Origin of the sequence: Streptomyces sp. VRA16 Mangrove soil, assembly GCF_017377775.1 — a bacterium.
Lineage (GTDB): Bacteria > Actinomycetota > Actinomycetes > Streptomycetales > Streptomycetaceae > Streptomyces.
Window position 1 is genome coordinate 98621 of sequence record NZ_JAFVLN010000007.1, and the last position, 23694, is coordinate 122314.

Sequence of the window (23694 nt, forward strand, 5' to 3'; positions counted from 1 at the left end):
GGCGCCTGATCGGGTGGTGCCGAGCACTGCGGTGGCGTGCGTGACCGCGTCGATCAGCATCGGCCCCCGCCCTCCCTCGGCCGGTTGATCCGCCGCGGTCGGCACGGGCGGACGCGGGTCCGGGTCCGTCACCTCGACCCGGACGCCGCCTGGAGAGCGCAGGATCAGCAGCGAGCGCCTGCGCTCTCAAAGAACCCCGACGGCGGGGTCCTGGTCCTCCGCCCGCAGGCCTTCCGGAGGTTCACCGAGTACGCCGCGCGGGAGCAGCAGCAACGGCGTGGCCAGCATCAGGGCGCCCGCCACGGCCACCGCCTCGCGCGTTCCCACCACGGCGGCCAGGGCGCCCCACGTCAGGGTCAGTACGGCCTTGGTGACGTTGCCCGTGACGGACCAGGACGCCATGACCCGGGCGATCTGGTCCGGGGCGGTCCAGCGCAGGCGGGCCGTGGCGAGGACCGGGTTGAAGACGCCGCAGCACGTGACGAGGCCGAGCTCGACGAGGACCGCGACCGTGAGGCCGGCGGGGCCCGGGCCGATGAAGGCCAGGCCGCCGAGCCAGAGGGCGCGGGCGGCACCCGCGTACAGCAGGAGGCGTTCCTCGCCCAGGCGCGCGGCGAGGGGGCGGGCGAGGCGGGAGCCGATGAGGCCGCCGACGCACGGGATGCCGCCGAACGCCAGACCGTACTGCCAGGGTGGGAAGCCGAGGTCGCTGACCATGAGGACGGTCAGGAGCGGGGCCGTGCCCATGATCAGGCCGTTGACGGCTGTCGTGTTGAGGAAGAGCGCGCGCAGACGGCGGGAGTGCCAGATGTGGCGCCAGCCCGCGCCGATCGACGCCCGGTCGAGGGGGCGGCGGTCGGCCGGGGCGGGTTCGGGGGCGCGGATCGCGGCGATGCCGCACGCCGAGAGCAGGAAGCTGACCGCGTTGGCGAGGGTCGTGGCGAGCGGGCCGAACAGGCCGATCGCGGCGCCGCCGAGAGGCGGACCGAGGGCGGTCGTGGTCCACGTGACGTTTTCGAAGCGGGAGTTGGCGAGCAGGAGGCCGTCCGTCGGGACCAGGGCCTTCAGATGGGCGCCGCTCGCCGCGCGGAAGACGATGTCGGCGGTGGCGACGACCACCGCGACGGCGACGAGCTGGGCGAACGTGAGCGCGCCGAGAGCGTGGGACAGGGGCAGCGTGAGGAGCGCGGCGCAGCGGACCAGGTCCGCCGCGATCATCACCGGCCGTTTGCGGCGGAACTCCACCCACGGCCCGAGCGGCACCGCGAACGCCGCGCCCGCCGCGAGCCCGGCCGCCGCCAGGAACGACACCTGCGCGGGCCCCGCGCCGAGCGCGAGCACGGCGATCAGCGGGAACGCGTCGAGCGCGAGCCACGTCCCGGCCGAACTCGCCGCGAACGCCGCCCACAACCATCCGAAATCCCGCCCGAGCCTCATGACCTGCGATTCAAGCCCTCGACCCGCGGCCCGATCAAACAACCGACAGGCCGTCCCCGTACAACCCGTGGTTGTATGACGAGGTGGATCTGGAAGCCGTACGCACCTTTGTCACCGTCGCCGACGAGGGCCAGTTCAAGGTGGCCGCGGCGGAGCTGGGTGTCACTCAGCAGGCCGCGTCGAAGCGGGTCGCCGTGCTGGAGCGGGAGCTCGGTGTGCGGCTGTTCACCCGGACACCGCGCGGGGCCCGGCTCACCCTCGACGGGGAGGCGTTCCTGCCGCACGCCAGGGCGGTGCTGCGGGCCGTGGAGCGGGCGGAGACGTTCGTCAGGTCCGGGCGCAGGGCGCTGCGCGTCGACGTCCTCGGCAAGGGGGTGATCACGACGGGGCTGCTGCGCGACTTCCACGAGGTGCACCCGGACGTCGGACTCGACATGGCGACGCTCGGCGGCGGCCGGGCCGCGCTCGCCGCCGTCCGCGACGGGAGCGTGGACGCGTCCTTCTGGGCCTGCGGAGTGCCGCGCGAACAGTGGCCCGCGGGGGTGCGCAGCGAGCGGGTCGTCGACGAGCAGCTGCTGCTCGCCGTGGGCGCCGCGCATCCCCTGGCGGACGCGGACTCGGTCGGCCTCACCGAACTCGCCGGGTACCGCATCTGGATGCCGGGCCTGGTGGAGGGGAGCGAATGGGGCGCGTACTACGGGGAGCTGGCGCGCGAGTTCGGGCTCGACATCTACTCCGACGGGCTGCACTTCGGCAGCGGGCATCTGCTGGAGACGGTCGCCGGGTCCGCGTCGGTGGCGACGTTCGTCGGGCACCGCTCCCCGCTGGTGCGGCCCGCCGGGCTGGACCTGCGGATGGTTCCCGTACTGCATCCGACCCCCGTCTACCCGCACTCCCTGCTGTGGCGGGACGACAATCCGCATCCGGGTCTCGGGGCCCTGCGGGAGTACCTCGTACGGGCGTACCGGGCGGCGCCGGTGCCCGACCGCTGGCTGCCGCGCTGGGCGGACCGGGGCGCGGCGGCCCCCCGTTCGGCCCGCCACCAGATGCGTGACAACCGCACCTGACCCAGGCTCAGGTCATGTCGACCACGCGTACACGTACTCCTCTTGCCTTCTGCCTCGCCGCCGTCGTCCTGCTGAGCGCCACCGTCACGGCCTGCGGCGGTGACGACAGCAAGCCCGATCCCATGAAGGGCGACCAGTGGGCCCTCGACGCGCTCAAGCTGCCCGGCGCCTGGGACACGTCGAAGGGCGACGACACGGTCATCGCGGTCGTCGACACCGGTGTCGACCCCGACCACCCCGACCTCAAGGGCCGCCTCGTCGACGGACACGACTTCGTCGACAACGACGACACCCCCAAGGACCTGAACGGCCACGGTACCCATGTCTCCGGCATCGCCGCCGCCCACACCGACAACGGCGTCGGCATCGCGGGCGGCGCCCCCGGCGCCAAGATCATGCCGGTCCGGGTGCTGGGCGCCGACGGCTCCGGCACCAACGACAACATCAACAAGGGCATCAAGTGGGCCGCCGACCACGGCGCCGACGTCATCAACCTCTCCCTCGGCGAGTCCGGCCTGATGGCCAAGCTCCTCAAGGGCGGCACCCTCAACACGTCCATCAAGTACGCCTACGGCAAGGGCGTCACGGTGGTGGCCGCCGCGGGCAACGACGGCGACAACGTGCAGACGTACAAGGTGGACACCCCGGTCCTCGTCGTCGGCGCCAGCAACTCCTCGGGCCTGCCCGCGTCGTTCTCCAACTTCGGTGTGGAGAACGCCGTTTCGGCCCCCGGCGTCGACATCCTCTCCACGCTCCCGACCTACACGACGAAGGAGACGCTGAAGAACACCTCCGGGTACGGGGACCTGTCCGGTACGTCGATGGCGTCGCCGTACGTCGCGGCGGTCGCCGCCCTCCTGCACCACCAGGGCCTGAAGCCCGACGAGATCATGTCGACGATCCGGGAGACGGCGCAGAACCCGAAGAACATCGCGCGGCTCGGCCTCGGCATCGTGGACGCCGAGGCCGCCGTCAAGAAGCACGCGTAGTCACGGGACGGGTCACGAGGCCCGTATGGCCCGCGTCACCACCCGGTTCGCGGCGAGCTTCTGCAGCATCCCGTAGGCCAGGACCGGCAGCAGCACATGCGGCCGGTCCGGCAGCGCGGCCGAGACGAGCACGGCGCTCGCGCTGCTGTTGTTCATCCCGCAGGCCAGCGTCACCGACGCCCCCGCGGGCCGGTCCAGACGCAGCACCCGCGCCGTGATCCGGCCGAGCGCGAACGACACCGCGCAGACCGTGGCCGCGACCGCGAGCGCGGCCCCGAGCAGCAGGAACCGCGGGCGGGCCAGGAAGGGGCCGATGGCGCCGCCCGCGTTCGCGTACGTCAGGACGAGCGAGCCGACCAGCGCGGTGGGCAGGACGACCCCGCGCACCCGCGCCAGCGGCCGCTCCGGCAGCAGCAGCCGGATCGCGATGCCCGCGGCGCAGGGCAGCAGCACCCCGGTCAGGGCGAGCCCGGAGCCGGTGTCGTGGGCGACGGCGGTGAGCGTGGCGGCGTACGTGCCGGAGAGCAGCGGCGCGAGGGCGGCCACGGTGAGCGGGACGGTCAGCGGGCTCAGCAGCGTGGACAGCAGCACCAGGCCGACCATGGTGGGCTGGTCGCCGTTGCCGCGCCCCGTCCACACGGTGGCCCCGGCCGCGACCGGCATCGCGACGGTGAGGATGACGGCGGCGGTCACTCCGCTGCCGCCGTCGGTGTCCGGCGAGTGGTGCAGGGCCCAGGCGACGGCCGGGACGATCAGCAGGGGGGCGGTGAGATGCACGGCGAGCCCGGCGAGCAACGCCCGTGGCCTGCGCAGGAGATGGGTGAGTTCCCTGACCGGCACCTGGAGTCCCGCGCTGAACATGATCAGGGCGAGCAGACACGGCAGGAACGGGGCGGCGATGCGGTGGGGGAGCGGGACGAGCACCGCGGCGGCGTAGGCCACGGCGACGTACCGGCTGAGATGGCGGCGCACGCGGCGGAGCGTAGGGCTCGCGGGTAAGAACGGGCCGTGACACGCGCACCGTGACATTTGTACTCAGGGAGTCGGGACGGCTCGCTCTGCCGCCGCGCACCCCCGCTCCGCGATGCTCAGTGGTGTCGGAAACGGAACGCATCGCAGGGGGCGGGGACATGGGCGCGAGCACGCTGACGGAGACCACGCAGACCACGCAGGCCGGGGACAAGGCGCGGGCCGGGGTGCCGGTGGACTTCAAGGGGCTGCCGCTCTGGTACTTCCCGATCGCGGGCTGCTTCGCCGGGATCTTCGACGTCTCCCGCGTCGACCCGGCGATGACCGCGGTGCTGCCGGCCCTGATCGTCCTCAACCTGGTGCTCTCGCTCACCGTCCTCAAGACGCGGATGCGGCTGATGAAGGCGCTGTGGAAGAACAAGCGCACCCGGCTGCTCGCGTTCGGCCTGATCGCCCTGCGGTTCGTGGTGCACGCCGGGCTCGGCGCGGCCGGGTTCGCGGCCGGCAGCGCCGTCGGCGGGGTGACCGTCGGCATCGTGATGGCCGTGCTCGGCACCGTGCTGGCGTGGGGCGACCAGTGGCTGATCCTGCGGACGCTGCGCCGGGCTCAGTCCTGAACGTCCTCGGAGTCGGGGGGCTGTTGCGCCGCGCGCCGTCTGCGCACCTGGTGCATCCGGAACGCGGCGGCCAGCACGATCAGGCCCACGCCCGCGGCGACCACGGCGATCGCCCCCGACGACACGGACGTGACGTCGACCTCGAACGTCATGGGGTCGCCCCACGGCCTGCCGTCGCTGGTGGTGTAGAGCTGGGCGGTGATCCGGGCCTTGCCGTTGGCCTTCGCGGTGACGCCGACCTGCGAGGTGTGGCTGGCGGAGCCCGCGGCCTCCACGGACAGCGTCCCGTCGTTGACCTTCAGCCGTTCCGCGTCGCTGGAGCTGACGCGCAGTTCGAGCCCGGAGACCGGTTGCTGGAGGCCGTTGTCGACGGTGACCGGGACGGTGGCGTCGCCGGAGGTGAGTGTGACGGTGGTCTTCGGGACGAGCCGCAGCGACGCCACGGACGTGCTCAGGAAGTCGCTGGTGCGCTGCTGGAACGTCTCCTGGTCGGAGTCGTCCAGGGCGCGCCAGGCCGTCGACAGGGCGCGGGCCATCGCCGCGTGCACGGAGGCCGTGGTGACCTTCGGGTCGGCGAGCACCTTGGAAAGCGTGGCGAGGCCGTCCAAGTCACCTGCCACTGAAGTGAGTTGATCGGCCGTCAGCTCGCCGGACCGGAGCCGGCCCGGATAGTCGGACGGGGTGCCGATCCGCCCGGTCACCGGGTCGTTGTCGGCGGTGCGGATCCCCTCCAGGTCCAGCCAGCCGTCGTCAGTGCCGGAGTCGAGCGCGGCGGCGAGCGCGTTCGCCGCGGTGCCGGACAGATCGCGGGGCGGTACGAGGACGGGGCGGGTGTTCGCCTTCAGGAGCGCGGTGACGCGGCTGACGGTGGCGTCGTCGGGGGTGTCGGGTTCCGCGGACGCCGACGCGGAAGGGCTGGGGCTCGGGGAGCCGGTCGAGGTGGACGGCGCGGACGCGGAGGCGGCGGGGGCCGGGGACGAGCCCGACGGTGAGGGAGAGGCCAAGGAGCCGTCGCCGTCCTGGTCCTTGATGCCGGCGAGGGCCGTCGTCACGTCCGTGTCGTACGGCAGCGCCGTGATCGCGTCGTCGCCGCTGCCGAGGGTGAGGGGTGAGTCCCCGGCGGGGCCGACGCCCTGCCCCGAGGTCAGCAGCCGCGTCACCCCGAGCTTGCCGGCGAGACCGGTGACCCGGGTGTCGACGGCGCCGTCGGCGGGCCAGCCGAGCCCGGCGCGGGTGCCGGTCCCGAGGATCGAGTCGACCTGCTTCTTGGCACTGTCCGCGAGGCCCGTGACGACCTCCGTCAGGTCGTCGGTGTCGGAGGAGGGGTGGTGGGCGAGGGACGCCAGGTCGGTGTCGGCGTACGGCAGCAGCCACACGTCCTGCCCGCCGACCGCGTCCCTGAGCTCGGACAGCCAGGCGCGGGCGGCGCTCTGCCCGGTGCCCCGCGTGCTGTCCTGCGGGCTGGAGGACCCGGCGCTGTCGGCGACGCGGTAGCCGTCCGCCATGGCCTGCGCGGCGATGACGAGGTCCGGGTCGACGACCCAGCTCACCCCGCGCCCCTTGCCGGCCTCGACGACCTCGCGCAGCCGCCCGCCCTCGGCGAACAGACCGGCCAGCTCGTCGTCGTCGAAGACGGCCTGCGCCGTCGAGCCGGAGCCGAGCGCCGCCGCCGTCATGTGCGGGCGGGCCGTCACCGGCCAGACCACGGCGGCGTGTCCCGCGCTGTCGTCGTCCGCGGCGTGCGCCTGCACCCCGGTCGTGGATGCCCCGAGCACCATGGCCGACACGACCCAGGCCCGCGCCGCCCCGTACGCCCTAGCCATGTCCGTCCGTTCCTCCCGCTCGGTGTACCGGTCTACCGGTGTATCGGTGGTTCGAGGTAACACCGTGGAGGGGACGGTTCCGCGGACCGCGACGCCGGGCGGCGCGTCGGTCTCAGCCTTCGGTGGGCTCCAGCACCGCGCCGATCCGCAGCAGATTCCCGTCCGGGTCCACCAGGGCGAACTCCCGCATCCCGTACACCGTGTCGTCGGGCTCGACGAGCCGCGGCGTCGCGTACGGGTCGCCGCTCAGACCGGTCGCGCTCCACTCCTCGTGAAGGGTGTCGGCGACGTGCGCGCCGCCGTCGAGCCGCAGGTACGCGGCGTGCGCCGCGGTCAGGGGGTCGGTGTCGGGCGCGTGGTAGAAGTGCAGCTCTGCGGCGTCACGGACGAGGATCAGGTAGCCGTCGTCCGGGTAGTGGGCGCCGGCCGCGAAGCCGAGAGAGGCGTAGAAGTCGAGGGTGACGGTCAGGTCGCGGCTCGGCATGATCGGCGCGAGCCGTCCGATGAGAGGGGTCCGGCACATCGCTGCTCCCTGGGGCGCTCGGCGGGGGAGCCGATGTCGCCCGATAGAGTGCGGCTCCCGACGTTGACGTTCTTGACGTTCTTGATGCGGTCTCCCGAGCATGACGCACCCGGCACGAGGTACCAGGCAGTGACTCCCGCGAACGACCACCCCGCGATACCGAGTGCGGCCGTCGTCGGGATCGGCGCCGACGGCTGGCCGGGCCTGCCGCCCGCGTCCCGCGCCGCCCTCGCCGGGGCGGAGGTGCTGATCGGCGGCCCGCGCCAGCTCGCGCTGCTCCCCGACGACGCCTGCCCCGGCGAACGGGTCGCGTGGCCTTCGCCGCTGCGGCCCGCCGTCCCCGGCCTCCTGAAGCGGTACGCCGGCCGCCGCGTCGCGGTCCTGGCGAGCGGCGACCCGATGTTCTACGGCATCGGCCGCACCCTCACGGAGACCGTGAGCGCCCACGCCTACGCCTTCGATGTGCTGCCGCACCCGTCCTCCGTCTCCTACGCCTGCGCCCGGCTCGGCTGGCCGCTGGAGGAGACCGAGACGGTGACGCTGGTGGGCCGCCCCGTGGACCGGCTGGCGGCGGCGCTGCACGACGGCCGCCGGATCCTGGTCCTGTCGGCGGGCGCGGACACCCCGGCGCGGGTGGCGGCCCTGCTGACCGACCGGGGCTTCGGCGCGAGCCGCATGACGGTCCTGGAGCAGCTGGGCGGCGAGGCGGAGACCGCGTACGAGGCAGTGGCGCGCGACTGGCCGCACCCGCCCGGCGACCCGCTGAACGTGATCGCGGTCGCCTGCGTGCGGGACGCGGACGCGCTGCGCCTGGGCGCCACCCCCGGCCTGCCCGACGCGGCGTACGAGAACGACGGCCAGCTCACCAAGCGCCACATCCGCGCCGCGACCCTCGCGGCGCTCGCCCCGGCCCCCGGCGAACTCCTGTGGGACGTGGGCGGCGGCTCGGGCTCGATCGGCGTGGAGTGGATGCGCACGCACCCGTCGTGCCGGGCGTACGCGGTGGAACGCTCGCCGGAGCGGGCGCGGCGCATCGAGCGCAACGCGGCCCGCCTGGGCGTACCCGCGCTCGGCGTGGTGACGGGCGCGGCCCCGCAGGCGCTCGCCGAACTCCCGCCCCCCGACGCGGTGTTCATCGGCGGCGGGCTGACGGCGCCGGGGCTGCTGGACGCCTGCTGGGACGCGCTGGCGCCCGGCGGCCGGCTCGTCGCGAACACGGTGACGCTGGAGTCGGAGGCGCTGCTCACGCAGTGGTACCGCCGCCACGGCGGGGAGCTGGTGAAGCTCTCGGTGGCGCACGCGGTCCCGGTGGGCGGCTTCACGGGCTGGCGACAGGCGATGCCGGTGACGCAATGGTCGGTAACGAGAACGAACGGCGACAGGGGCTGAGGATCGATGACCGTCTACTTCATCGGAGCGGGACCGGGCGCGGCCGACCTGATCACCCTGCGCGGCGCGCGCACGCTGGCGGCCTGCCAGGTGTGCCTGTACGCGGGTTCGCTGGTCCCGCGCGAGCTCCTCGACGAGTGCCCGCGGGGCGCCCGCCTGATCGACACGGCGAACCTCGACCTGGACGCCATCGAACGCGAGCTGGTCGCGGCGCACGAGGCGGGCCTGGACGTGGCCCGGCTGCACTCCGGCGACCCGTCGGTGTTCTCGGCGGTGGCGGAGCAGATGCGCCGCCTGGACGCGCACGGCATCCCGTACGAGGTCGTGCCGGGTGTCCCCGCGTTCGCGGCGGCGGCAGCGGCGCTCAAGCGGGAGCTGACGGTGCCCACGGTCGGCCAGACGGTGATCCTGACCCGCATCGCCCAGCAGGCGACGCCGATGCCGCCCGGCGAGGACCTGGCGACGCTGGGCGCGTCGGGCGCGCTCCTGGTCCTGCACCTGGGCGCCCGCTACGTCGACCGGATCGTGGCGGAGCTGACCCCCCACTACGGCGCGGACTGCCCGGCCGCGGTCGTCGCCTACGCGAGCCGCCCCGACGAACTCGTCCTGCGCGGCACGCTCGGCGACATCGCGGACCAGGTGAAGAAGGCGGGCGTGCTGCGCACCGCGGTGATCCTGGTCGGCCGCACCCTGGGCGCGTCCCAGTTCCGCGACAGCCACCTGTACTCGACGGAACGCGACCGGCACGTGTGCTGAACGCGGGGGCCGAAGGCCCCTGGGCGCGGCGGCCCGGCCCGCCGGACACTGGCCCCATGGACGACCGCCCCGGACCGCGACTCCGCGGCCGGCACGCCGGGCCTCGTACCGTGGCGGGCGCTGGTGCTGCGGGCGGCGTAGTCCCGCAACGCGGCGCGTGCGCAAGCGAGTTGGGCCGGGCGCCGGGCAGGCCCTAGTGTTCCGTGGCATGCGGCTGACGGTTCTCGGTGGATGTGGGGCATGGCCCACGGCGGAGCAGGCGTGCAGCGGGTACCTCGTCGAGGACGAGGGGTTCCGGCTGCTGGTCGACCCCGGGTACGCCACGCTGCCGCGGCTGCTCGCCCGCACCACGGCCGACGCCGTCGACGCCGTGCTGGTCAGCCACGGGCACCCCGATCACTGCGCGGACCTCAACCCCCTGCTGCGGGCGCGCGGCCTGAGCGACCGTCCGCCGGCCCCGCTGCCGGTGTACGCGCCGTACGGTGCCGTCGACGCGGTGCTGGCGCTCGACCGTCCAGGGATGCTCGCCGAGGCGTACCGGTTGCGGGAGTTCAGGCCCGGCGAGGGGTTCGGGATCGGGCCGTTCCGGGTCGACACCCGGCTGCTGCCGCACCATGTGCCGAACGCGGGCATCCGGCTCTCGACGCCGCGCGCCGCGCTCGCCTACACCGGCGACACGGGGCCGAGCCCGGACATCACCCGGCTCGCCCACGGCGCGGACCTGCTGCTGTCGGAGGCCACTCACGTGCACGAGGTGCCGGCCGTCGACGCGCCGTACCTGCTGACCGCGCGGCTGGCCGGGCAGTACGCCGAGCAGGCCGGTGCCGCCCGGCTCGCCCTCACCCATCTGTGGCCCGGGACCGCGCCGGACGGCGCCAGGGAGGTCGCGGCCCGGCTCTACCGGGGGCCCGTCGACGTGGCCGCACCCGGCCTGGTCATCGCGCTCTGACGGTGGCGTGCCCGCTGCCCCACCGCGACAGCGGCTCCAGCGCCGTGTTGAGGCGGGTGCCCGCCTCGGTCAGTGAGTACTCGACGCGCGGCGGGACCTCGTCGTACGCGACGCGGCGCACGATGCCGTCGGCCTCCATCTCCTGGAGGTGGGAGGCGAGGACCTTCTCGGTGATGCCGGGGACCAGGCGGCGCAGCTCGCCGAAGCGGCGGTGCGGGTGCTCGTGCAGGGCCCACAGGATCAGCACCTTCCACTTGCCGCCGATCACCTCCATCGCGGTGTCGAGCCCACAGCGGTGCCCGTCCGGTGTGCCCGGCCGGTTCACAGTCGTCATTGCGTCCCCCTGTCCGACCTCGTCACTCACTTCGGGGTAACCACCCACTTCGAAGTGCGTACTTGATCACCTTTGCGGCCGGGTTCAGCCTAACTGGCATGACGAAGAAGCCTGTTGAGAACGTTGTGGTGCTGGGTCTCGGCGCCATGGGGACCGCCCTCGCCCGCGCCTGGCTCGCCGCCGGCCACCCCGTCACCGTCTGGAACCGCACCCCGGCCCGCGCCGCCGCCCTCGCCGCCGAGGGCGCGCGGGTCGCGGACAGCGCCGCCGAGGCGGTCGCCGGAGGCGGGCTCGTCGTGGCCTGCCTGCTGGACGACGCGTCCGTCGGCACGGTGCTGGAGGAAGCGGCGCTGGACGGCCGGGACCTGGTGAACCTGACCACCGGGACCCCGGCGCAGGCCCGCGCCCGCGCCGAGTGGGCCCGGGAGCGCGGCGCCCGTTATCTGGACGGCGGGATCATGGCCGTACCGCCGATGGTCGGTGTCCCGGAGGCCGGCGGCTACGTCTTCTACAGCGGCGCCCCGGACGTGTTCGAGCGGCACCGCGAGACGCTGGCCGTGCCCGTCGGCACGAAGTACGTGGGCGAGGACGCCGGGCTCGCCGCCCTGCACGACGTGGCGCTGCTCAGCGCCATGTACGGGATGTTCGCCGGGGCCGCGCACGCCTTCGCCCTGATCGCGAAGGAGGACGTCGACCCGGTGGGCTTCGCCCCGCTGCTCGCCGACTGGCTCGTCGCGATGTCCGCGTCGGTCCACCGGACCGCCGACCAGCTGCGCAGCGGCGACTACACCACGAACGTCGTCTCCCACCTCGCCATGCAGGTGGCCGGCACGACGACCCTGCTGGAGACCGCCGACCAGCAGGGCGTGAGCACCGAACTGCTCACGCCCTACGTGGAGTTGATGCGCCGGCGGCTGGCCGAGGGGGACGGCAAGGAGGATCTGACGGGGGTGGTGGATCTGCTGTCGACCCGCTGACCCGTGCCCCGGGAGCCTCCCCGGGGGCTACTTCAGGGCGACGCTGTCACCCGTCGCCGTGACCGCGCTCGTCGTCCCCGTCCCCGCGAACTTCCAGCGCCAGGTGCCCGCGTAGTTCGCCGTGACCGTCGTCTTCAGCTTCCCCGAGCCGTCCGTGGTCACCGTCTTCACGGTCGAGTACGTCGACGAGCCGGACTTCTTGAACTGCAGGGCCACCTTCTGCGAGGTGTAACCGGCGTAGACGTTCGTGTTCCAGTTGGCCCGGGTCAGCGTGCCCGTCACCGTCAGGCCGCGGCCCTTGACGACCGGCTCGGGGCTCGCCTGGGTGGCGGTCAGCTTCGCGTACCGCTTCACCTTGACGGTCTTGCTGGTGTCGATCGTGTAGAAGTCCTGGTCGTTGGCCGCGACCTCGCCGTCGAAGTGCCACGTGCCGGCGTAGCTGTTCTTCAGGTCCGCGTAGTCGTCGGTGGCGTTCGCGTCCAGCGAGTACGTCCAGGAGCACTTCATCGTCGTGGACGTGGGCCGCGAGCAGGAGGCGTCGTCGGGGAAGACGACGTGGCCGTCGGGGGTGATCAGCTTGTCGCCGTAGATGCCCTTGATCCCGGAGTCGTCCTTGGCGGTCGCCGAGACGGTCAGGGACTGGGCGGCGCTGACGCCGACGTTCACGGTGGACCTGCTGAACGAGAAGGACGTGATCGTCGTGTCGCCCTTGTGGGTGTCCGCCTGCGCGGCGGGGGCGAGCAGGGCGAGCAGCGTCAGGGTGCCGCACGCGGCGGTGGCGGCCGTACGGATGCGCATGGTTCTCCAGCGGGAGTGAGCCGGATCTCTGTCCGGGCGAGGTGAAGACACTCGGCGGGGCGCATTGGTTGTGCGCCCCGTGCGCCCCGTGCGCCCCGTGCGTCCCGCGCGTCCCGTGCGTCCTGGCGGCGCCGGGTCAGCGCACCGTGCTGCGGCCCACCACGTTCCCCGCCCGGTCGATGCAGATCACGTCGACCGCGACCGGCGCCCCGCGCAGCACGAGCAGCGCCTGGTCGCGGGCCTCGGCCGCCACCAGGTCGCCGAGCGGCACCCCGGCCGCCGCGCACAACTGGAGCGCGGCGAGCCCGGTGTTGGCCTCCGCGACCGCCGCCGCCAGCTCGTCCGGCGCGCCGCCCCTGCGGGCCAGTTCGGCGAGGAAACCCTTGTCGACCTGGGAGCGCGCCGAGTGCAGGTCCAGGTGCCCGGCCGCCAGTTTCGACAGCTTCGCGAAGCCGCCGCAGATCGTGAGCCGGTCGACCGGGTGCCGCCGGATGTACTTCAGGACGGCGCCCGCGAAGTCGCCCATGTCCAGCAACGCGTCCTCGGGCAGCGCGTGTTCGCGGACCACCGTCTTCTCGGACGTCGAGCCCGTGCACCCCGCCACGTGCGTGCGGCCCGCGGCCCGCGCCACGTCCACGCCCCGCCGGATCGAGTCGATCCACGCCGAGCAGGAGTACGGCACGACGATGCCGGTGGTGCCGAGCACGGAGAGGCCGCCGAGGATGCCCAGGCGCGGGTTCCAGGTGGAGCGGGCGATCTCCTCGCCGTGGTCGATGGAGACGGTGATCTCGACGTCACCGGTGCCGCCGTGCCCGGCCGCGACCCGGGCCACGTGGTCGCGCATCATCTGCCGCGGCACCGGGTTGATGGCGGGCTCGCCCACCTCCAGCGGCAGCCCGGGCCGGGTGACCGTGCCGACCCCGGGGCCCGCCCGGAAGACGACCCCAGCGCCGGGCGGCAGCACCCGGACCGTCGAGCGGACCAGCGCGCCGTGTGTGACGTCCGGGTCGTCGCCCGCGTCCTTCACGACCCCGGCCGTCGCCGTGCCCGTACCGAACGTCTCCACCGCGAGCGCGAAGGACGGCGTCTGCCCCTTGGGCAGGGTGATCGTCACCGGGTCGGGGAAGTCGCCGGTCAGCAGTGCGGTGTACGCGGCCGTGGTCGCCGCCGTCGCACAGGCCCCGGTCGTCCAGCCGGGCCGCAGACCGGTGTGCTTGAGTTGGGCGCCGCGACCGCCCTTCGCCGCCGTCGCCGCTGCTTCTGCCGGTTCAGTCATGGAGTGTCCCGATGCACGTACTCATTCTCGGCGGAACCACGGAGGCCCGCCGCCTCGCGGCGACCCTGCACCCGCGCGTCCGCGTGACCAGCTCCCTGGCGGGCCGGGTCGCCGCGCCCCGGCTCCCGGCGGGCGAGGTGCGGATCGGCGGCTTCGGCGGGCCCGAGGGCATGGCGCGGTGGATCGGGCAGCACGCCGTGGACGCGGTCATCGACGCCACCCATCCCTTCGCGGAGCGGATCAGTTTCAACGCGGCCGGGGCCACGGCCACCGCCCATGTTCCCCTGCTGGCGCTGCGCCGCCCCGGCTGGGTGCCGGTGGCGGGCGACGACTGGCGGGAGGCCGCCTCCCTCGACGAGGCGGCGGACCTGGTGCGCGGGCTCGGCGGGCGGGTCTTCCTGACCACGGGGCGGACGGGGCTCGCCGCGTTCGCCGGGATCGACGACGCGTTCTTCCTCGTACGGTCCGTGGACGCGTCCGAGCCGCCGTGCCCGCCGCACATGGAGGTGCTGCTCGACCGCGGCCCGTTCACCCTCGAAGGGGAGCGGGAGCTCATCGCCCGCCACCGCATCGACGTCCTGGTGACGAAGGACAGCGGCGCCGCCGCCACCGCCGCCAAGCTGACCGCCGCGCGGGAGGCGGGGATCCCGGTGGTCGTGGTGCGCCGGCCGCCGGTGCCGCAGGGGGTGGCGGTGGCGGCCACCGTCGAGGAGGCCGCCCACTGGGTTCAGCGGTCGGCCGGGGCCTGCGGATAGCGCCGCGGCGTCCACGCCACCGTCCGCCCGTCCGCGCCCCGGGGCACCGCCCGCGTCTGCGACGAGCCGACGATCAGCAGCGTGCGCATGTCGACCTCGGCCGGGTCGAGATCGGTCAGCCGCACCACGCGGACCTGCTCCTGCGGGCCGCCCACGTCCCGCGCCACGACCACCGGGGTGTCCGGGGCGCGGTGTTCGAGCAGCAGCTCGCGGGCCTTCGCGACCTGCCAGGTGCGGCTGCGCGAGCCCGGGTTGTAGAGCGAGATCACCAGGTCGGCGGCGGCCGCCGCGTGCAGGCGCTCCGCGATGACCTCCCACGGCTTGAGGCGGTCGGACAGCGAGATGGTCGCGTAGTCGTGGCCGAGCGGGGCGCCCGCCTTGGCCGCCGCCGCGTTGGCCGCGGTCACCCCGGGCAGCACGCGGACGTCGATGTCCGCGTAGCGCTCCTCGGCGGCGACTTCGAGGACCGCCGTCGCCATCGCGAAGACGCCCGGGTCACCGCCCGACACGACCGCGACGCGGCGGCCGCGCAGCGCCAGGTCGAGGGCCATCTCGGCGCGCTCCGACTCCACCTTGTTGTCCGAGCCGTGGCGGCGCTGCCAGGGCCGGGACGGGACCCGGTCCAGGTAGGTCGTGTAACCGACCAGGTCGTCGGCGGCGGCGAGCGCGCCGCGCGACTCGGGGGTCAGCCAGGGGGCGCCCGCGGGGCCCGTGCCGACGACCACGACCTCGCCGCGGGCCGGATCCTCGGCCGGCTCGGCGTCGATGCGCGACGGGAGCACCGCCACCGAGAAGTACGGGACGGAGGCCGGGTCGACGTTCGCCAGCGCGCCCGTGCGCTCGCCCGCCATGAAGGCGCGCTCCACGTACCGGGCGCCCTCCAGGCGGCCCGAACGCTCCAGCGCCGTACGGACCTTGGGGAAGGTGCGGCCCAGCTTCATCACCACCGCCGAGTCCGCCGCCGCGATCCGCGCCGTCAGCTCGTCCTCGGGCAGCGTGCCCGGGATGACGGTGAGGGTCTCGGTGTCCTCGCACAGCGGCTCGCCGAGGCGGGCCGCGGCCGCGCTGATGGAGGTCACGCCGGGGATGACCGTCGTCTCGTACCGGTCGGCGAGACGCTTGTGCATGTGCTGGTACGAGCCGTAGAACAGCGGGTCGCCCTCGGCGAGGACGGCCACCGTGCGGCCCGCGTCCAGGTGGGCGGCGAGCGTGGCGGCGGCCTCGGCGTAGAAGTCGTCGAGGGCGCCGCGGTAGCCGCCGGGGTGGTCCGTCGTCTCGACGGTGAGCGGGTACATCAGCCGCTCCTCGATCTGGTCCTCGCGGATGTGCTCCGCGGCGATCGAGCGGGCTATGGACCGGCCGTGCCGTGCGCAGTGGTACGCGATGACGTCCGCGCCCGCGACGGCCTTCACCGCGGCCACCGTCATCAGCTCCGGGTCCCCCGGGCCGAGTCCGACGCCGTAGAGCCTGCCGGTCGCCTTGCCGCTCATGCGCGGTCCTCCATGATCTCCGCCTCGGTGGCGAGGGCGTTCAGCGCCGCCGCCGTGATCGCGCTGCCGCCGCGCCTGCCCCGCACGATCAGGTGCTCAAGTCCCAGGTCGCTGGCGGCGAGCGCGTCCTTCGACTCGGCCGCGCCGACGAAGCCGACCGGGATGCCGAGCACGGCCGCCGGGCGCGGGGCGCCCTGCGCGATCATTTCGAGGAGGTGGAACAGGGCGGTGGGGGCGTTGCCGATCGCGACGACCGCGCCGTCGAGCCGGTCCCGCCACAGTTCGAGCGCCGCCGCGCTGCGGGTCGTGCCCAACTTGGCCGCGAGCGCCGGGACTTGGGGGTCCCGGAGCGTGCAGATCACCTCGTTGTCGGCGGGCAGCCGCTTGCGCGTGACGCCGCTCGCGACCATGTGCGCGTCGCAGAGGATCGGCGCGCCCGCGCGCAGGGCGGCGCGGGCCTTCGCCACGACGGCCGGGGAGTGGCCGATGTCCTGTACGAGATCCACCTGGCCGCAGGCGTGGATCATGCGGACCGCCACCTGGGCGACGTCGGCGGGCAGGGCGGCGAGGCCGTCCGCGGCCTCCGCGCGGATGGTGGCGAAGGACTCGCGGTAGATCGCCGCGCCGTCCTTCTCGTAGTCGTACAAGGACATGAGGTTCGGCTCTCTCAACTGGGGTGCGTGGTACGGGTGGTGGTCGTGTACGTGCCGTCGGTCCTGGCCGTGACGTCGACGTACGGCCCGGTCGGGTGGCCGCAGCGGCGCTCGCAGCCGGACCAGTACGTGGGGAGTTCGGGGTGCCGGGGTGCGGCGTCGGCCCGTACGTCGGTGTGGGCCTTGGCGCAGCCCCGGCTGCCGATGCAGGCGCCGAGGCGGGTCCACGGGGTGTCAGGGTCGGCGGGTGCGCCGGGCACGACGACCCGGCGCCAGGGGGTCAGGCGCAGTTCCTGGGCGGGGAGTCGAGCGGCCAGTTCGGTGAGTTCGGCCCACTTCTCGGGGGTGGCCGTGCCGAAGGGAAGGGCGAGTCCGGCGGGCTCGGCGGGCGTGGCCGCCGCGGCGGGTCCGTCGGCCACCTCGCCCCGCAGGCCGGCCGACACGAGCCGGGCCTCCAACTCGGCTCGTGAAAGGGTCAGTTCGGCGACGCGCCAGGTCCGGCCCGGGGCCTCGCGCGCCGCCGTCACGAAGACCTCCGCCGCGATCACCGCCGCCCGTGCCGCGTCCCCGTGCGCCACCCGGAACCGTGCCTCCCCGAGCGACACCTCGGCGTCGCCCCCGGGCAGCCCCCGCACCAGCACGTCGGGGCCGAGCGCCGCGACGTCGCCGCGGCCGTCGTCCAGCGCGAACAGGAACCGGCCGGAGAGCCCCGGGGTGACCGCGCTCGCGCACAACTCCGCGTCGAGCGCGCGCAGCCAGCCGCGTACGTCGACGGATCCGAGGCCGTCGAGCCCGGACATCGGCGACGCCACGACGTTGCGGACCCGTTCGTGGGCCGGGGACGGCAGCAGTCCGGCCGCGGCCAACGCCTCCGCCAGAGCGCCGCCGCAGCCGTCGCGCACTCCGCGCAGCTGCACGTTCCCCCGCGACGTGAGGTGCAGCGCCCCGTCCCCGAGCCGGGCGGACAGCGCGCCGAGCGCCCGCGCCTGGTCCGCCGTCAGCACCCCGCCGGGTATGCGCACCCGCGCCAGGAACCCGTCGTCGGCGGCGTGCAGCCGCAGCGCGCCGGGGCAGGCGTCGCCGGACGTGCCGGTACCTGCGGATATGGGGGGATCGGGGGAGGCGGACATGCCGGGGAGCATACCCATGGGCCTGTGACCGGCATCCCGTACCGGCCCGTCGCCCCGACCCGTACGATGAGCGTGCCATCGACGGCAAAAGGGGAGGAAGCCCGGTGTGAATCCGGCGCGGTCCCGCCACTGTGAGCTCCGCAACAGCGGAGTGAGCCAGGAACTCCCGCCGTCCAACGACCACCCGGGGCGCGGACACCCCGAGGAAGGGCCGCCGACGCATGCCTCAGCAGCTTCTGCTCCTGTCGACCTCCGACACCGACCTGCTCAGCGCCCGCGCGGCGAACACGACGGCCGGCACGCCGGTTTCGTACCGCTTCGCGAACCCCTCCCGGCTCCCGCTGGACGACCTCGACGCGCTCCTCGACGGCGTCGGCCTGGTCGTCGTACGGCTCCTGGGCGGGGTCCGTGCCTGGCAGGACGGCATCGACCGGCTGTCCGCCGCCGGGATCCCGCTCGTGGTGCTCAGCGGTGAACAGGCCCCCGACGCGCAGCTGATGGCGGCCTCCACGGTGCCCGTCGGCATCGCCGCCGAGGCCCACAAGTACCTGGCGCACGGCGGTCCCGCGAACCTCGCCCAGCTCGCCCGGTTCCTCTCCGACACCGTGCTGCTGACCGGCCACGGCTTCGAGGCGCCTGCGCCCGCTCCCACCTGGGGATCCCTGGAGCGCACCGCCGCGACGACCGACGGTCCGACCGTCGCCGTGCTCTACTACCGCGCCCACCACATGAGCGGCAACACGGCCTTCGTGCACGCCCTCTGCGACGCGGTCGAGCACGCCGGAGCCCGTCCGCTCCCGCTGTACGTGGCCTCCCTGCGGGCCCCCGAGCCCGAGCTGATCGAGGCGCTCGGCGCGGCCGACGCGATCGTCACCACCGTGCTCGCCGCGGGCGGCACCCGCCCCGCGGAGGCGAGCGCGGGCGGCGACGACGAGGCGTGGGACGCGGGCGCGCTGACCGGGCTCGACGTGCCGATCCTCCAGGCCCTGTGCCTGACCTCGTCCCGGTCCGACTGGGAGGAGAACGACGAGGGCGTCTCGCCGCTGGACGCCGCGAGCCAGATCGCGGTGCCGGAGTTCGACGGGCGCCTGATCACCGTCCCGTTCTCCTTCAAGGAGATCGACGAGGACGGGCTCCCGGCGTACGTCGCCGACGCCGAGCGCGCCGCCCGTGTCGCCGGGATCGCCGTGCGCCACGCGCGCCTGCGCCACATCCCGGCCGCCGACAAGAAGCTCGCCCTGGTCCTGTCCGCGTACCCGACCAAGCACTCCCGGATCGGCAACGCGGTCGGCCTCGACACCCCCGCGTCGGCGATCGCGCTGCTGCGGCGGCTGATCGCGGAGGGCTACGACTTCGGGGACGAGGCCGGCATCCCGGGCCTCGTCTCCGCAGACGGCGACGAGCTGATCCGCGCGCTCATCGAGGCCGGCGGCCACGACCAGGAGTGGCTCACCGAGGAACAGCTCGCCAAGAACCCGGTCCGCATCCCGGCCGCCGACTACAGGCGCTGGTACGCGACGCTGCCGCTCTCGCTGCGCGAGCAGGTCGAGCGGCACTGGGGGCCGCCGCCCGGCGAGATGTTCGTCGACCGGTCCCGCAACCCCGAGGGCGACATCGTGCTCGCCGCGCTGCGCCGCGGGAACCTGCTCATCCTCATCCAGCCGCCGCGCGGCTTCGGCGAGAACCCGATCGCGATCTACCACGACCCCGATCTGCCGCCGTCCCACCACTACTTGGCGGCCTACCGCTGGATCGCGGCCTCCGCCGACGACCGGGGCTTCGGCGCCGACGCGATGATCCACCTCGGCAAGCACGGCAACCTGGAGTGGCTGCCCGGCAAGAACGCGGGCCTGTCCGCCGCGTGCGGCCCGGACGCCGCGCTCGGCGACCTGCCGCTCGTCTACCCGTTCCTCGTGAACGACCCGGGCGAGGGCACCCAGGCCAAGCGCCGCGTCCACGCCACCCTCGTCGACCACCTCGTGCCGCCGATGGCCCGCGCCGACTCCTACGGCGACATCGCCCGCCTGGAACAACTCCTCGACGAGTACGCCCAGATCAGCAGCATGGACCCGGCGAAGCTGCCCGCCATCCGCGCGCAGATCTGGACCCTGATCCAGGCCGCGAAGCTCGACCACGACCTGGGCCTCGACGACCGCCCGGACGACGACGGCTTCGACGACTTCCTGCTGCACGTCGACGGCTGGCTCTGCGAGGTCAAGGACGCCCAGATCCGCGACGGCCTGCACGTCCTGGGCCAGGCGCCGGCCGGCGCCGACCGCGTCAACCTCGTCCTGGCGATCCTCCGGGCCCGCCAGATCTGGGGCGGCACGCAGGCTCTGCCGGGCCTGCGGGAGGCGCTGGGCCTGGACGAGTCGAGCGCGACCCGTACGTCCGCCGACGAGGCGGAGGCCATGGCGCGGGCCCTGGTGGAAGCGATGGAGGCCGCCGGCTGGAACCCGGAGGAGGCCACCCGCCTTGGGCAGTCCGCCGCCTTGGGCGGCAGGGTGGGCACGGCGGCACCCCAGCACCGGGCAGGCGCTGCGGAGGGCGGTGAGCACGGCCCGGCCGAGGACGCCGTCACCGCCATCCTCGACTTCGCCGCCCGCGAAGTCGTCCCCCGTCTCAACGCCACCACCGACGAACTCGACCACACCGTCCGCGCGTTGGAGGGCCGCTTCGTGCCCGCGGGCCCGAGCGGCTCCCCCCTGCGCGGCCTCGTCAACGTCCTGCCGACCGGCCGCAACTTCTACTCCGTCGACCCGAAGGCCGTCCCGTCCCGCCTCGCGTGGGAGACCGGCCAGGCCCTCGCCGACTCCCTCCTCACCCGCTACCAGGACGACAACGGCGCGTACCCCACCTCCGTCGGCCTCTCCCTGTGGGGCACCAGTGCCATGCGCACGGCGGGCGACGACGTGGCCGAGGCCCTCGCGCTGCTCGGCGTCCGCCCCGTCTGGGACGACGCCTCGCGCCGCGTGACGGGCCTGGAGCCGATCCCGTACGCCGAACTGAACCGCCCCCGCATCGATGTGACCCTGCGCATCTCGGGCTTCTTCCGCGACGCGTTCCCGCACGTCATCGGCCTCCTCGACGACGCCGTACGCCTTGCGGCGTCGCTCGACGAGCCGGCCGAGGTCAACCACGTACGCGCCCACGTCCAGGCGGACGTCGCCGAGCACGGCGACGAACGCCGGGCCACCACCCGCATCTTCGGATCGCGCCCGGGAACGTACGGCGCGGGCCTCCTCCAGCTGATCGACTCCAAGGACTGGCGCACCGACGCCGATCTGGCCGAGGTCTACACGGTGTGGGGCGGCTACGCGTACGGGCGCGGCCTCGACGGCTGCCAGGCCCGCGACGCGATGGAGACGGCCTACAAGCGGATCGCGGTCGCCGCCAAGAACACGGACACCCGCGAGCACGACATCGCCGACTCCGACGACTACTTCCAGTACCACGGCGGCATGGTCGCCACGGTGCGCGCGCTGCGCGGCACCGCCCCCGAGGCGTACATCGGCGACTCGACCCGCCCCGAGACGGTCCGTACCCGCACCCTCGTCGAGGAGACGTCCCGCGTCTTCCGGGCCCGCGTCGTGAACCCCAAGTGGATCGAGGCGATGCGCCGCCACGGCTACAAGGGCGCCTTCGAACTCGCCGCCACCGTGGACTACTTGTTCGGCTACGACGCCACGACCGGCGTGGTCGCCGACTGGATGTACGACAAGTTGACGGAGACGTACGTCCTCGACGAGACCAACCGCCAGTTCCTCTCCGAGGCCAACCCGTGGGCCCTGCACGGCATCGCGGAGCGGCTGCTCGAAGCCGAGTCGCGCGGCATGTGGGAGAAGCCGGACCCGGCGGTCCTGGAAGCCCTGCGCCAGGTGTACCTGGAGACGGAGGGCGACCTGGAGGCCGACGAGTAGGGCGCTGAGCTGGGGAAACGCGCCTGCTTGCCCATTCGGGTGAACGATCTGAGGATCCCCGGGCCTGCCCCCACCTACCCTGGGAGTGTCGCGCTGAGCGAAGGAGGAGGTCCGTCATGGCAGCTCTGCCGGTCCCGGAGCACCATCCCGTGGGGCCGGGGCATGTTGGTGTCCCGGACGTCGAGGAGGCCTTCACTCGGGTCAGCGCGGCCGCCCCCGAGGGGTGGCGCGTGGAGTTGATCGAAGGGGAGATCCACGTGACACCTCCAGCCAACGGTGAGCACGAGGAATTCGTGACCGAGGCATCGGACCAGATCACGCTCCGGAGGCTGGACCGCACACTGCGCAGCTACACCGGAATCGGGCTGAACGTACCCGGAGCCTCCGCGACCGGCCACGTCGTCCCCGATATCGTCGTCGCCCCGAAGGGATCCTTCGACAACGACCTGGAGTGGCACGAGCCTTCGGCCGTTCTCATGGTCGTCGAGGTCACCTCCGACTCGACCGCTGGGAACGACCGCTTCAAGAAGATCCGTGGGTACGCCCGCGCGGCAGTGCCGCTGTATCTCCTCATTGACCGCGAGGCCAAGCGGGTCACCCTCGGTTCCGTGCCCGAGGGCGACGACTACGCGAAGAAGACCTCCTACAAACTCGGCCTCGCCGTCCCCCTCCCCGACCCCCTCGGCTTCGACCTGGACACCGCCGAGTTCTGAGCCGCTTGACCCTCGACCTGGTGCAGGGCCCAGAGTCCCGGGTGTGGAGAACGACATGCGCAGCATCGGCGAGCTGGCCCGGGACAGTGGCCTGGGCGTGAGTGCCCTGCGGTTCTACGACCGGGCCGGTGTGCTGGTCCCCGACCGGGTCGATCCGCTGACCGGCTACCGCTGGTACGCGCCCGAGCAGCTCGACGAGGCCCGCCTGCTGGCCCGCCTGCGCCGGGCCGGGATGCCGCTGGCCGACATCCGGCTGGTCCTGGCGAGCTGGTCCGGCAAGGACACCGTCCTCGTACGGAACCTGCTCGACGCCCACCTCGACCGGCTCGAACAGGGGCTCTTCGACGCCCGCACCGCGTTCTCCGCACTCCGAGCAGCACTCGACGAGAGGGAGAACACCATGACCGCCCCCGCCGCGCCCGCGACGACCGTCCGGCTGACCGTCACCGCGGGCGACCTGTCCGCGGCCCTGGACGCCGTCCGCTTCGCCGCGAGCACCGACCCGGGCCTGCCGATGCTGGCCGGGGTCCTCTTCGACGTCGAGGACGGGACGCTGCGCCTCGTGGCCACCGACCGCTACCGGATGGCCGTCGCCCGGGCCGCCGTCGACGGGTACGACGGCGAGCGCGTCCAGGTCGTCGTGCCGAGCGCGCTCGCCGACGCGATGCGGCCGCTGCTGGACGCCGAGGAGCGGGTGACGCTCACCGTCGACGGCGGCCGCGTCAGCCTCGACACCGGCACCGGCCAGACCTCGGGCCCGCACCTCGACCACGACTTCCCCGACTACCGCAGGCTCCTCCCGCCGGCCGGGGCCCGCCGCGCCACGGTCGACACGGCCGCCTTCCGCCGCTCCCTGGAGACCGGGCCCGTCCGCACCGACGACACCGGGGCCGTGCTCAGCGTCCTCGGCCTCGCCGCCGACGGCACCGTGACCCTCGCCCAGGACCCCGACGGCGACCCGGACCGCGTCGCCGTGAACCGCGGCTACCTCCTGGAGGCCCTGACCGCGGGCGCCCGCGCCGAACTCGTCCTGGAACTCGACGCCCCCACGACCCCGGTCGCTGTCCGCCGCCCCGACGACGGGGACACCTTCTCGCTGCTGATGCCGGTGCGTCTTGAGGCGTAGCGG

The 23694-nt window shown here is 73.9% G+C and carries 21 protein-coding genes and 1 riboswitch; of the genes, 11 read left to right on the forward strand and 10 right to left on the reverse strand.

Going from position 1 to position 23694, the window contains the following annotated elements; all coding sequences use genetic code 11:
- Positions 1 to 186 precede the first annotated feature (186 nt).
- A complete protein-coding gene (locus J3486_RS20380) occupies positions 187 to 1437 on the reverse strand; it encodes an MFS transporter (protein WP_207822170.1) in 1251 nt (416 codons plus the stop codon).
- A gap of 83 nt (positions 1438 to 1520) precedes the next feature.
- On the opposite strand from J3486_RS20380, the gene J3486_RS20385 reads away from it, so the two are divergent.
- A complete protein-coding gene (locus J3486_RS20385; RefSeq protein ID WP_207822771.1) occupies positions 1521 to 2504 on the forward strand; it encodes a LysR family transcriptional regulator in 984 nt (327 codons plus the stop codon).
- Positions 2505 to 2518: 14 nt separating this feature from the next.
- Entirely contained in the window at positions 2519 to 3493 is a 975-nt protein-coding gene (locus tag J3486_RS20390) for a S8 family peptidase (protein WP_207822172.1), read from the forward strand.
- A 12-nt stretch (positions 3494 to 3505) separates the two neighbouring features.
- Here J3486_RS20390 and J3486_RS20395 read toward each other — a convergent pair whose 3' ends face one another.
- Complete coding sequence (locus J3486_RS20395) at positions 3506 to 4522, reverse strand: sodium-dependent transporter (protein ID WP_207822174.1); 1017 nt, start codon at positions 4520 to 4522, stop codon at positions 3506 to 3508.
- A gap of 101 nt (positions 4523 to 4623) precedes the next feature.
- Here J3486_RS20395 and J3486_RS20400 point away from each other — a divergent pair, with 101 nt between their 5' ends.
- On the forward strand, positions 4624 to 5079 hold the full coding sequence (locus tag J3486_RS20400) for a hypothetical protein (protein WP_207822176.1): 456 nt from the start codon (positions 4624 to 4626) through the stop codon (positions 5077 to 5079).
- Here J3486_RS20400 and J3486_RS20405 read toward each other — a convergent pair.
- A complete protein-coding gene (locus J3486_RS20405) occupies positions 5070 to 6902 on the reverse strand; it encodes a DUF6049 family protein (RefSeq protein WP_207822178.1) in 1833 nt (610 codons plus the stop codon). The two genes, J3486_RS20400 and J3486_RS20405, sit on opposite strands and share 10 nt — an antisense overlap.
- A gap of 112 nt (positions 6903 to 7014) precedes the next feature.
- Positions 7015 to 7425, reverse strand: a complete 411-nt coding sequence (locus J3486_RS20410) for a VOC family protein (RefSeq protein ID WP_207822180.1) — start codon at positions 7423 to 7425, stop codon at positions 7015 to 7017.
- Between the two features lie 129 nt (positions 7426 to 7554).
- Here J3486_RS20410 and cbiE point away from each other — a divergent pair, with 129 nt between their 5' ends.
- From cbiE to J3486_RS20425, 3 genes are all read left to right on the forward strand, one after another.
- The gene (cbiE, locus tag J3486_RS20415) at positions 7555 to 8814 is read left to right on the forward strand and encodes a precorrin-6y C5,15-methyltransferase (decarboxylating) subunit CbiE (protein ID WP_307804878.1); all 1260 of its coding nucleotides are present in this window, start codon (positions 7555 to 7557) and stop codon (positions 8812 to 8814) included.
- Positions 8815 to 8820: 6 nt separating this feature from the next.
- A complete protein-coding gene (gene cobM, locus J3486_RS20420; protein ID WP_207822182.1) occupies positions 8821 to 9570 on the forward strand; it encodes a precorrin-4 C(11)-methyltransferase in 750 nt (249 codons plus the stop codon).
- Positions 9571 to 9778: 208 nt separating this feature from the next.
- Complete coding sequence (locus tag J3486_RS20425; protein WP_207822184.1) at positions 9779 to 10519, forward strand: MBL fold metallo-hydrolase; 741 nt, start codon at positions 9779 to 9781, stop codon at positions 10517 to 10519.
- Here the strand turns inward: J3486_RS20425 and J3486_RS20430 are convergent.
- Entirely contained in the window at positions 10506 to 10853 is a 348-nt protein-coding gene (locus J3486_RS20430) for a helix-turn-helix domain-containing protein (protein ID WP_207822186.1), read from the reverse strand. The genes J3486_RS20425 and J3486_RS20430 overlap by 14 nt on opposite strands.
- 98 nt (positions 10854 to 10951) lie before the next feature.
- Here J3486_RS20430 and J3486_RS20435 point away from each other — a divergent pair, with 98 nt between their 5' ends.
- Entirely contained in the window at positions 10952 to 11830 is an 879-nt protein-coding gene (locus J3486_RS20435) for an NAD(P)-dependent oxidoreductase (RefSeq protein WP_207822188.1), read from the forward strand.
- Between the two features lie 27 nt (positions 11831 to 11857).
- On the opposite strand, the gene J3486_RS20440 is transcribed toward J3486_RS20435, so the two are convergent.
- Both J3486_RS20440 and J3486_RS20445 read right to left on the reverse strand, forming a co-directional pair.
- Positions 11858 to 12628 (reverse strand): calcium-binding protein, encoded by a 771-nt coding sequence (locus tag J3486_RS20440; RefSeq protein ID WP_207822190.1) that lies wholly within the window; start codon positions 12626 to 12628, stop codon positions 11858 to 11860.
- 136 nt (positions 12629 to 12764) lie between these two features.
- Complete coding sequence (locus tag J3486_RS20445) at positions 12765 to 13904, reverse strand: cobalt-precorrin-5B (C(1))-methyltransferase (RefSeq protein WP_207822192.1); 1140 nt, start codon at positions 13902 to 13904, stop codon at positions 12765 to 12767.
- An 11-nt stretch (positions 13905 to 13915) separates the two neighbouring features.
- Between J3486_RS20445 and J3486_RS20450 the strand changes: the two genes are divergently transcribed.
- The gene (locus J3486_RS20450; protein ID WP_207822194.1) at positions 13916 to 14659 is read left to right on the forward strand and encodes a cobalt-precorrin-6A reductase; all 744 of its coding nucleotides are present in this window, start codon (positions 13916 to 13918) and stop codon (positions 14657 to 14659) included.
- Here J3486_RS20450 and cobJ read toward each other — a convergent pair.
- The 3 genes from cobJ to J3486_RS20465 are packed head-to-tail and all read right to left on the reverse strand — an operon-like array spanning position 14632 to position 17932.
- Positions 14632 to 16149, reverse strand: coding sequence for a precorrin-3B C(17)-methyltransferase (gene cobJ, locus J3486_RS20455; protein ID WP_207822196.1), 1518 nt, complete (start codon positions 16147 to 16149; stop codon positions 14632 to 14634). The two genes, J3486_RS20450 and cobJ, sit on opposite strands and share 28 nt — an antisense overlap.
- A complete protein-coding gene (locus tag J3486_RS20460) occupies positions 16146 to 16802 on the reverse strand; it encodes a precorrin-8X methylmutase (protein ID WP_207822197.1) in 657 nt (218 codons plus the stop codon). The genes cobJ and J3486_RS20460 overlap by 4 nt, the downstream gene beginning before the upstream one ends.
- 14 nt (positions 16803 to 16816) lie before the next feature.
- The gene (locus tag J3486_RS20465) at positions 16817 to 17932 is read right to left on the reverse strand and encodes a cobalamin biosynthesis protein CobG (RefSeq protein WP_229378326.1); all 1116 of its coding nucleotides are present in this window, start codon (positions 17930 to 17932) and stop codon (positions 16817 to 16819) included.
- A gap of 65 nt (positions 17933 to 17997) precedes the next feature.
- Positions 17998 to 18121: riboswitch (cobalamin riboswitch) on the forward strand.
- Between the two features lie 32 nt (positions 18122 to 18153).
- On the opposite strand from J3486_RS20465, the gene cobN reads away from it, so the two are divergent.
- From cobN to J3486_RS20480, 3 genes are all read left to right on the forward strand, one after another.
- Complete coding sequence (cobN, locus tag J3486_RS20470) at positions 18154 to 21852, forward strand: cobaltochelatase subunit CobN (RefSeq protein ID WP_207822202.1); 3699 nt, start codon at positions 18154 to 18156, stop codon at positions 21850 to 21852.
- A gap of 116 nt (positions 21853 to 21968) precedes the next feature.
- On the forward strand, positions 21969 to 22565 hold the full coding sequence (locus J3486_RS20475; RefSeq protein ID WP_207822204.1) for a Uma2 family endonuclease: 597 nt from the start codon (positions 21969 to 21971) through the stop codon (positions 22563 to 22565).
- 55 nt (positions 22566 to 22620) lie between these two features.
- A complete protein-coding gene (locus J3486_RS20480; protein WP_207822208.1) occupies positions 22621 to 23691 on the forward strand; it encodes a MerR family transcriptional regulator in 1071 nt (356 codons plus the stop codon).
- The last annotated feature ends 3 nt before the right edge of the window (positions 23692 to 23694 follow it).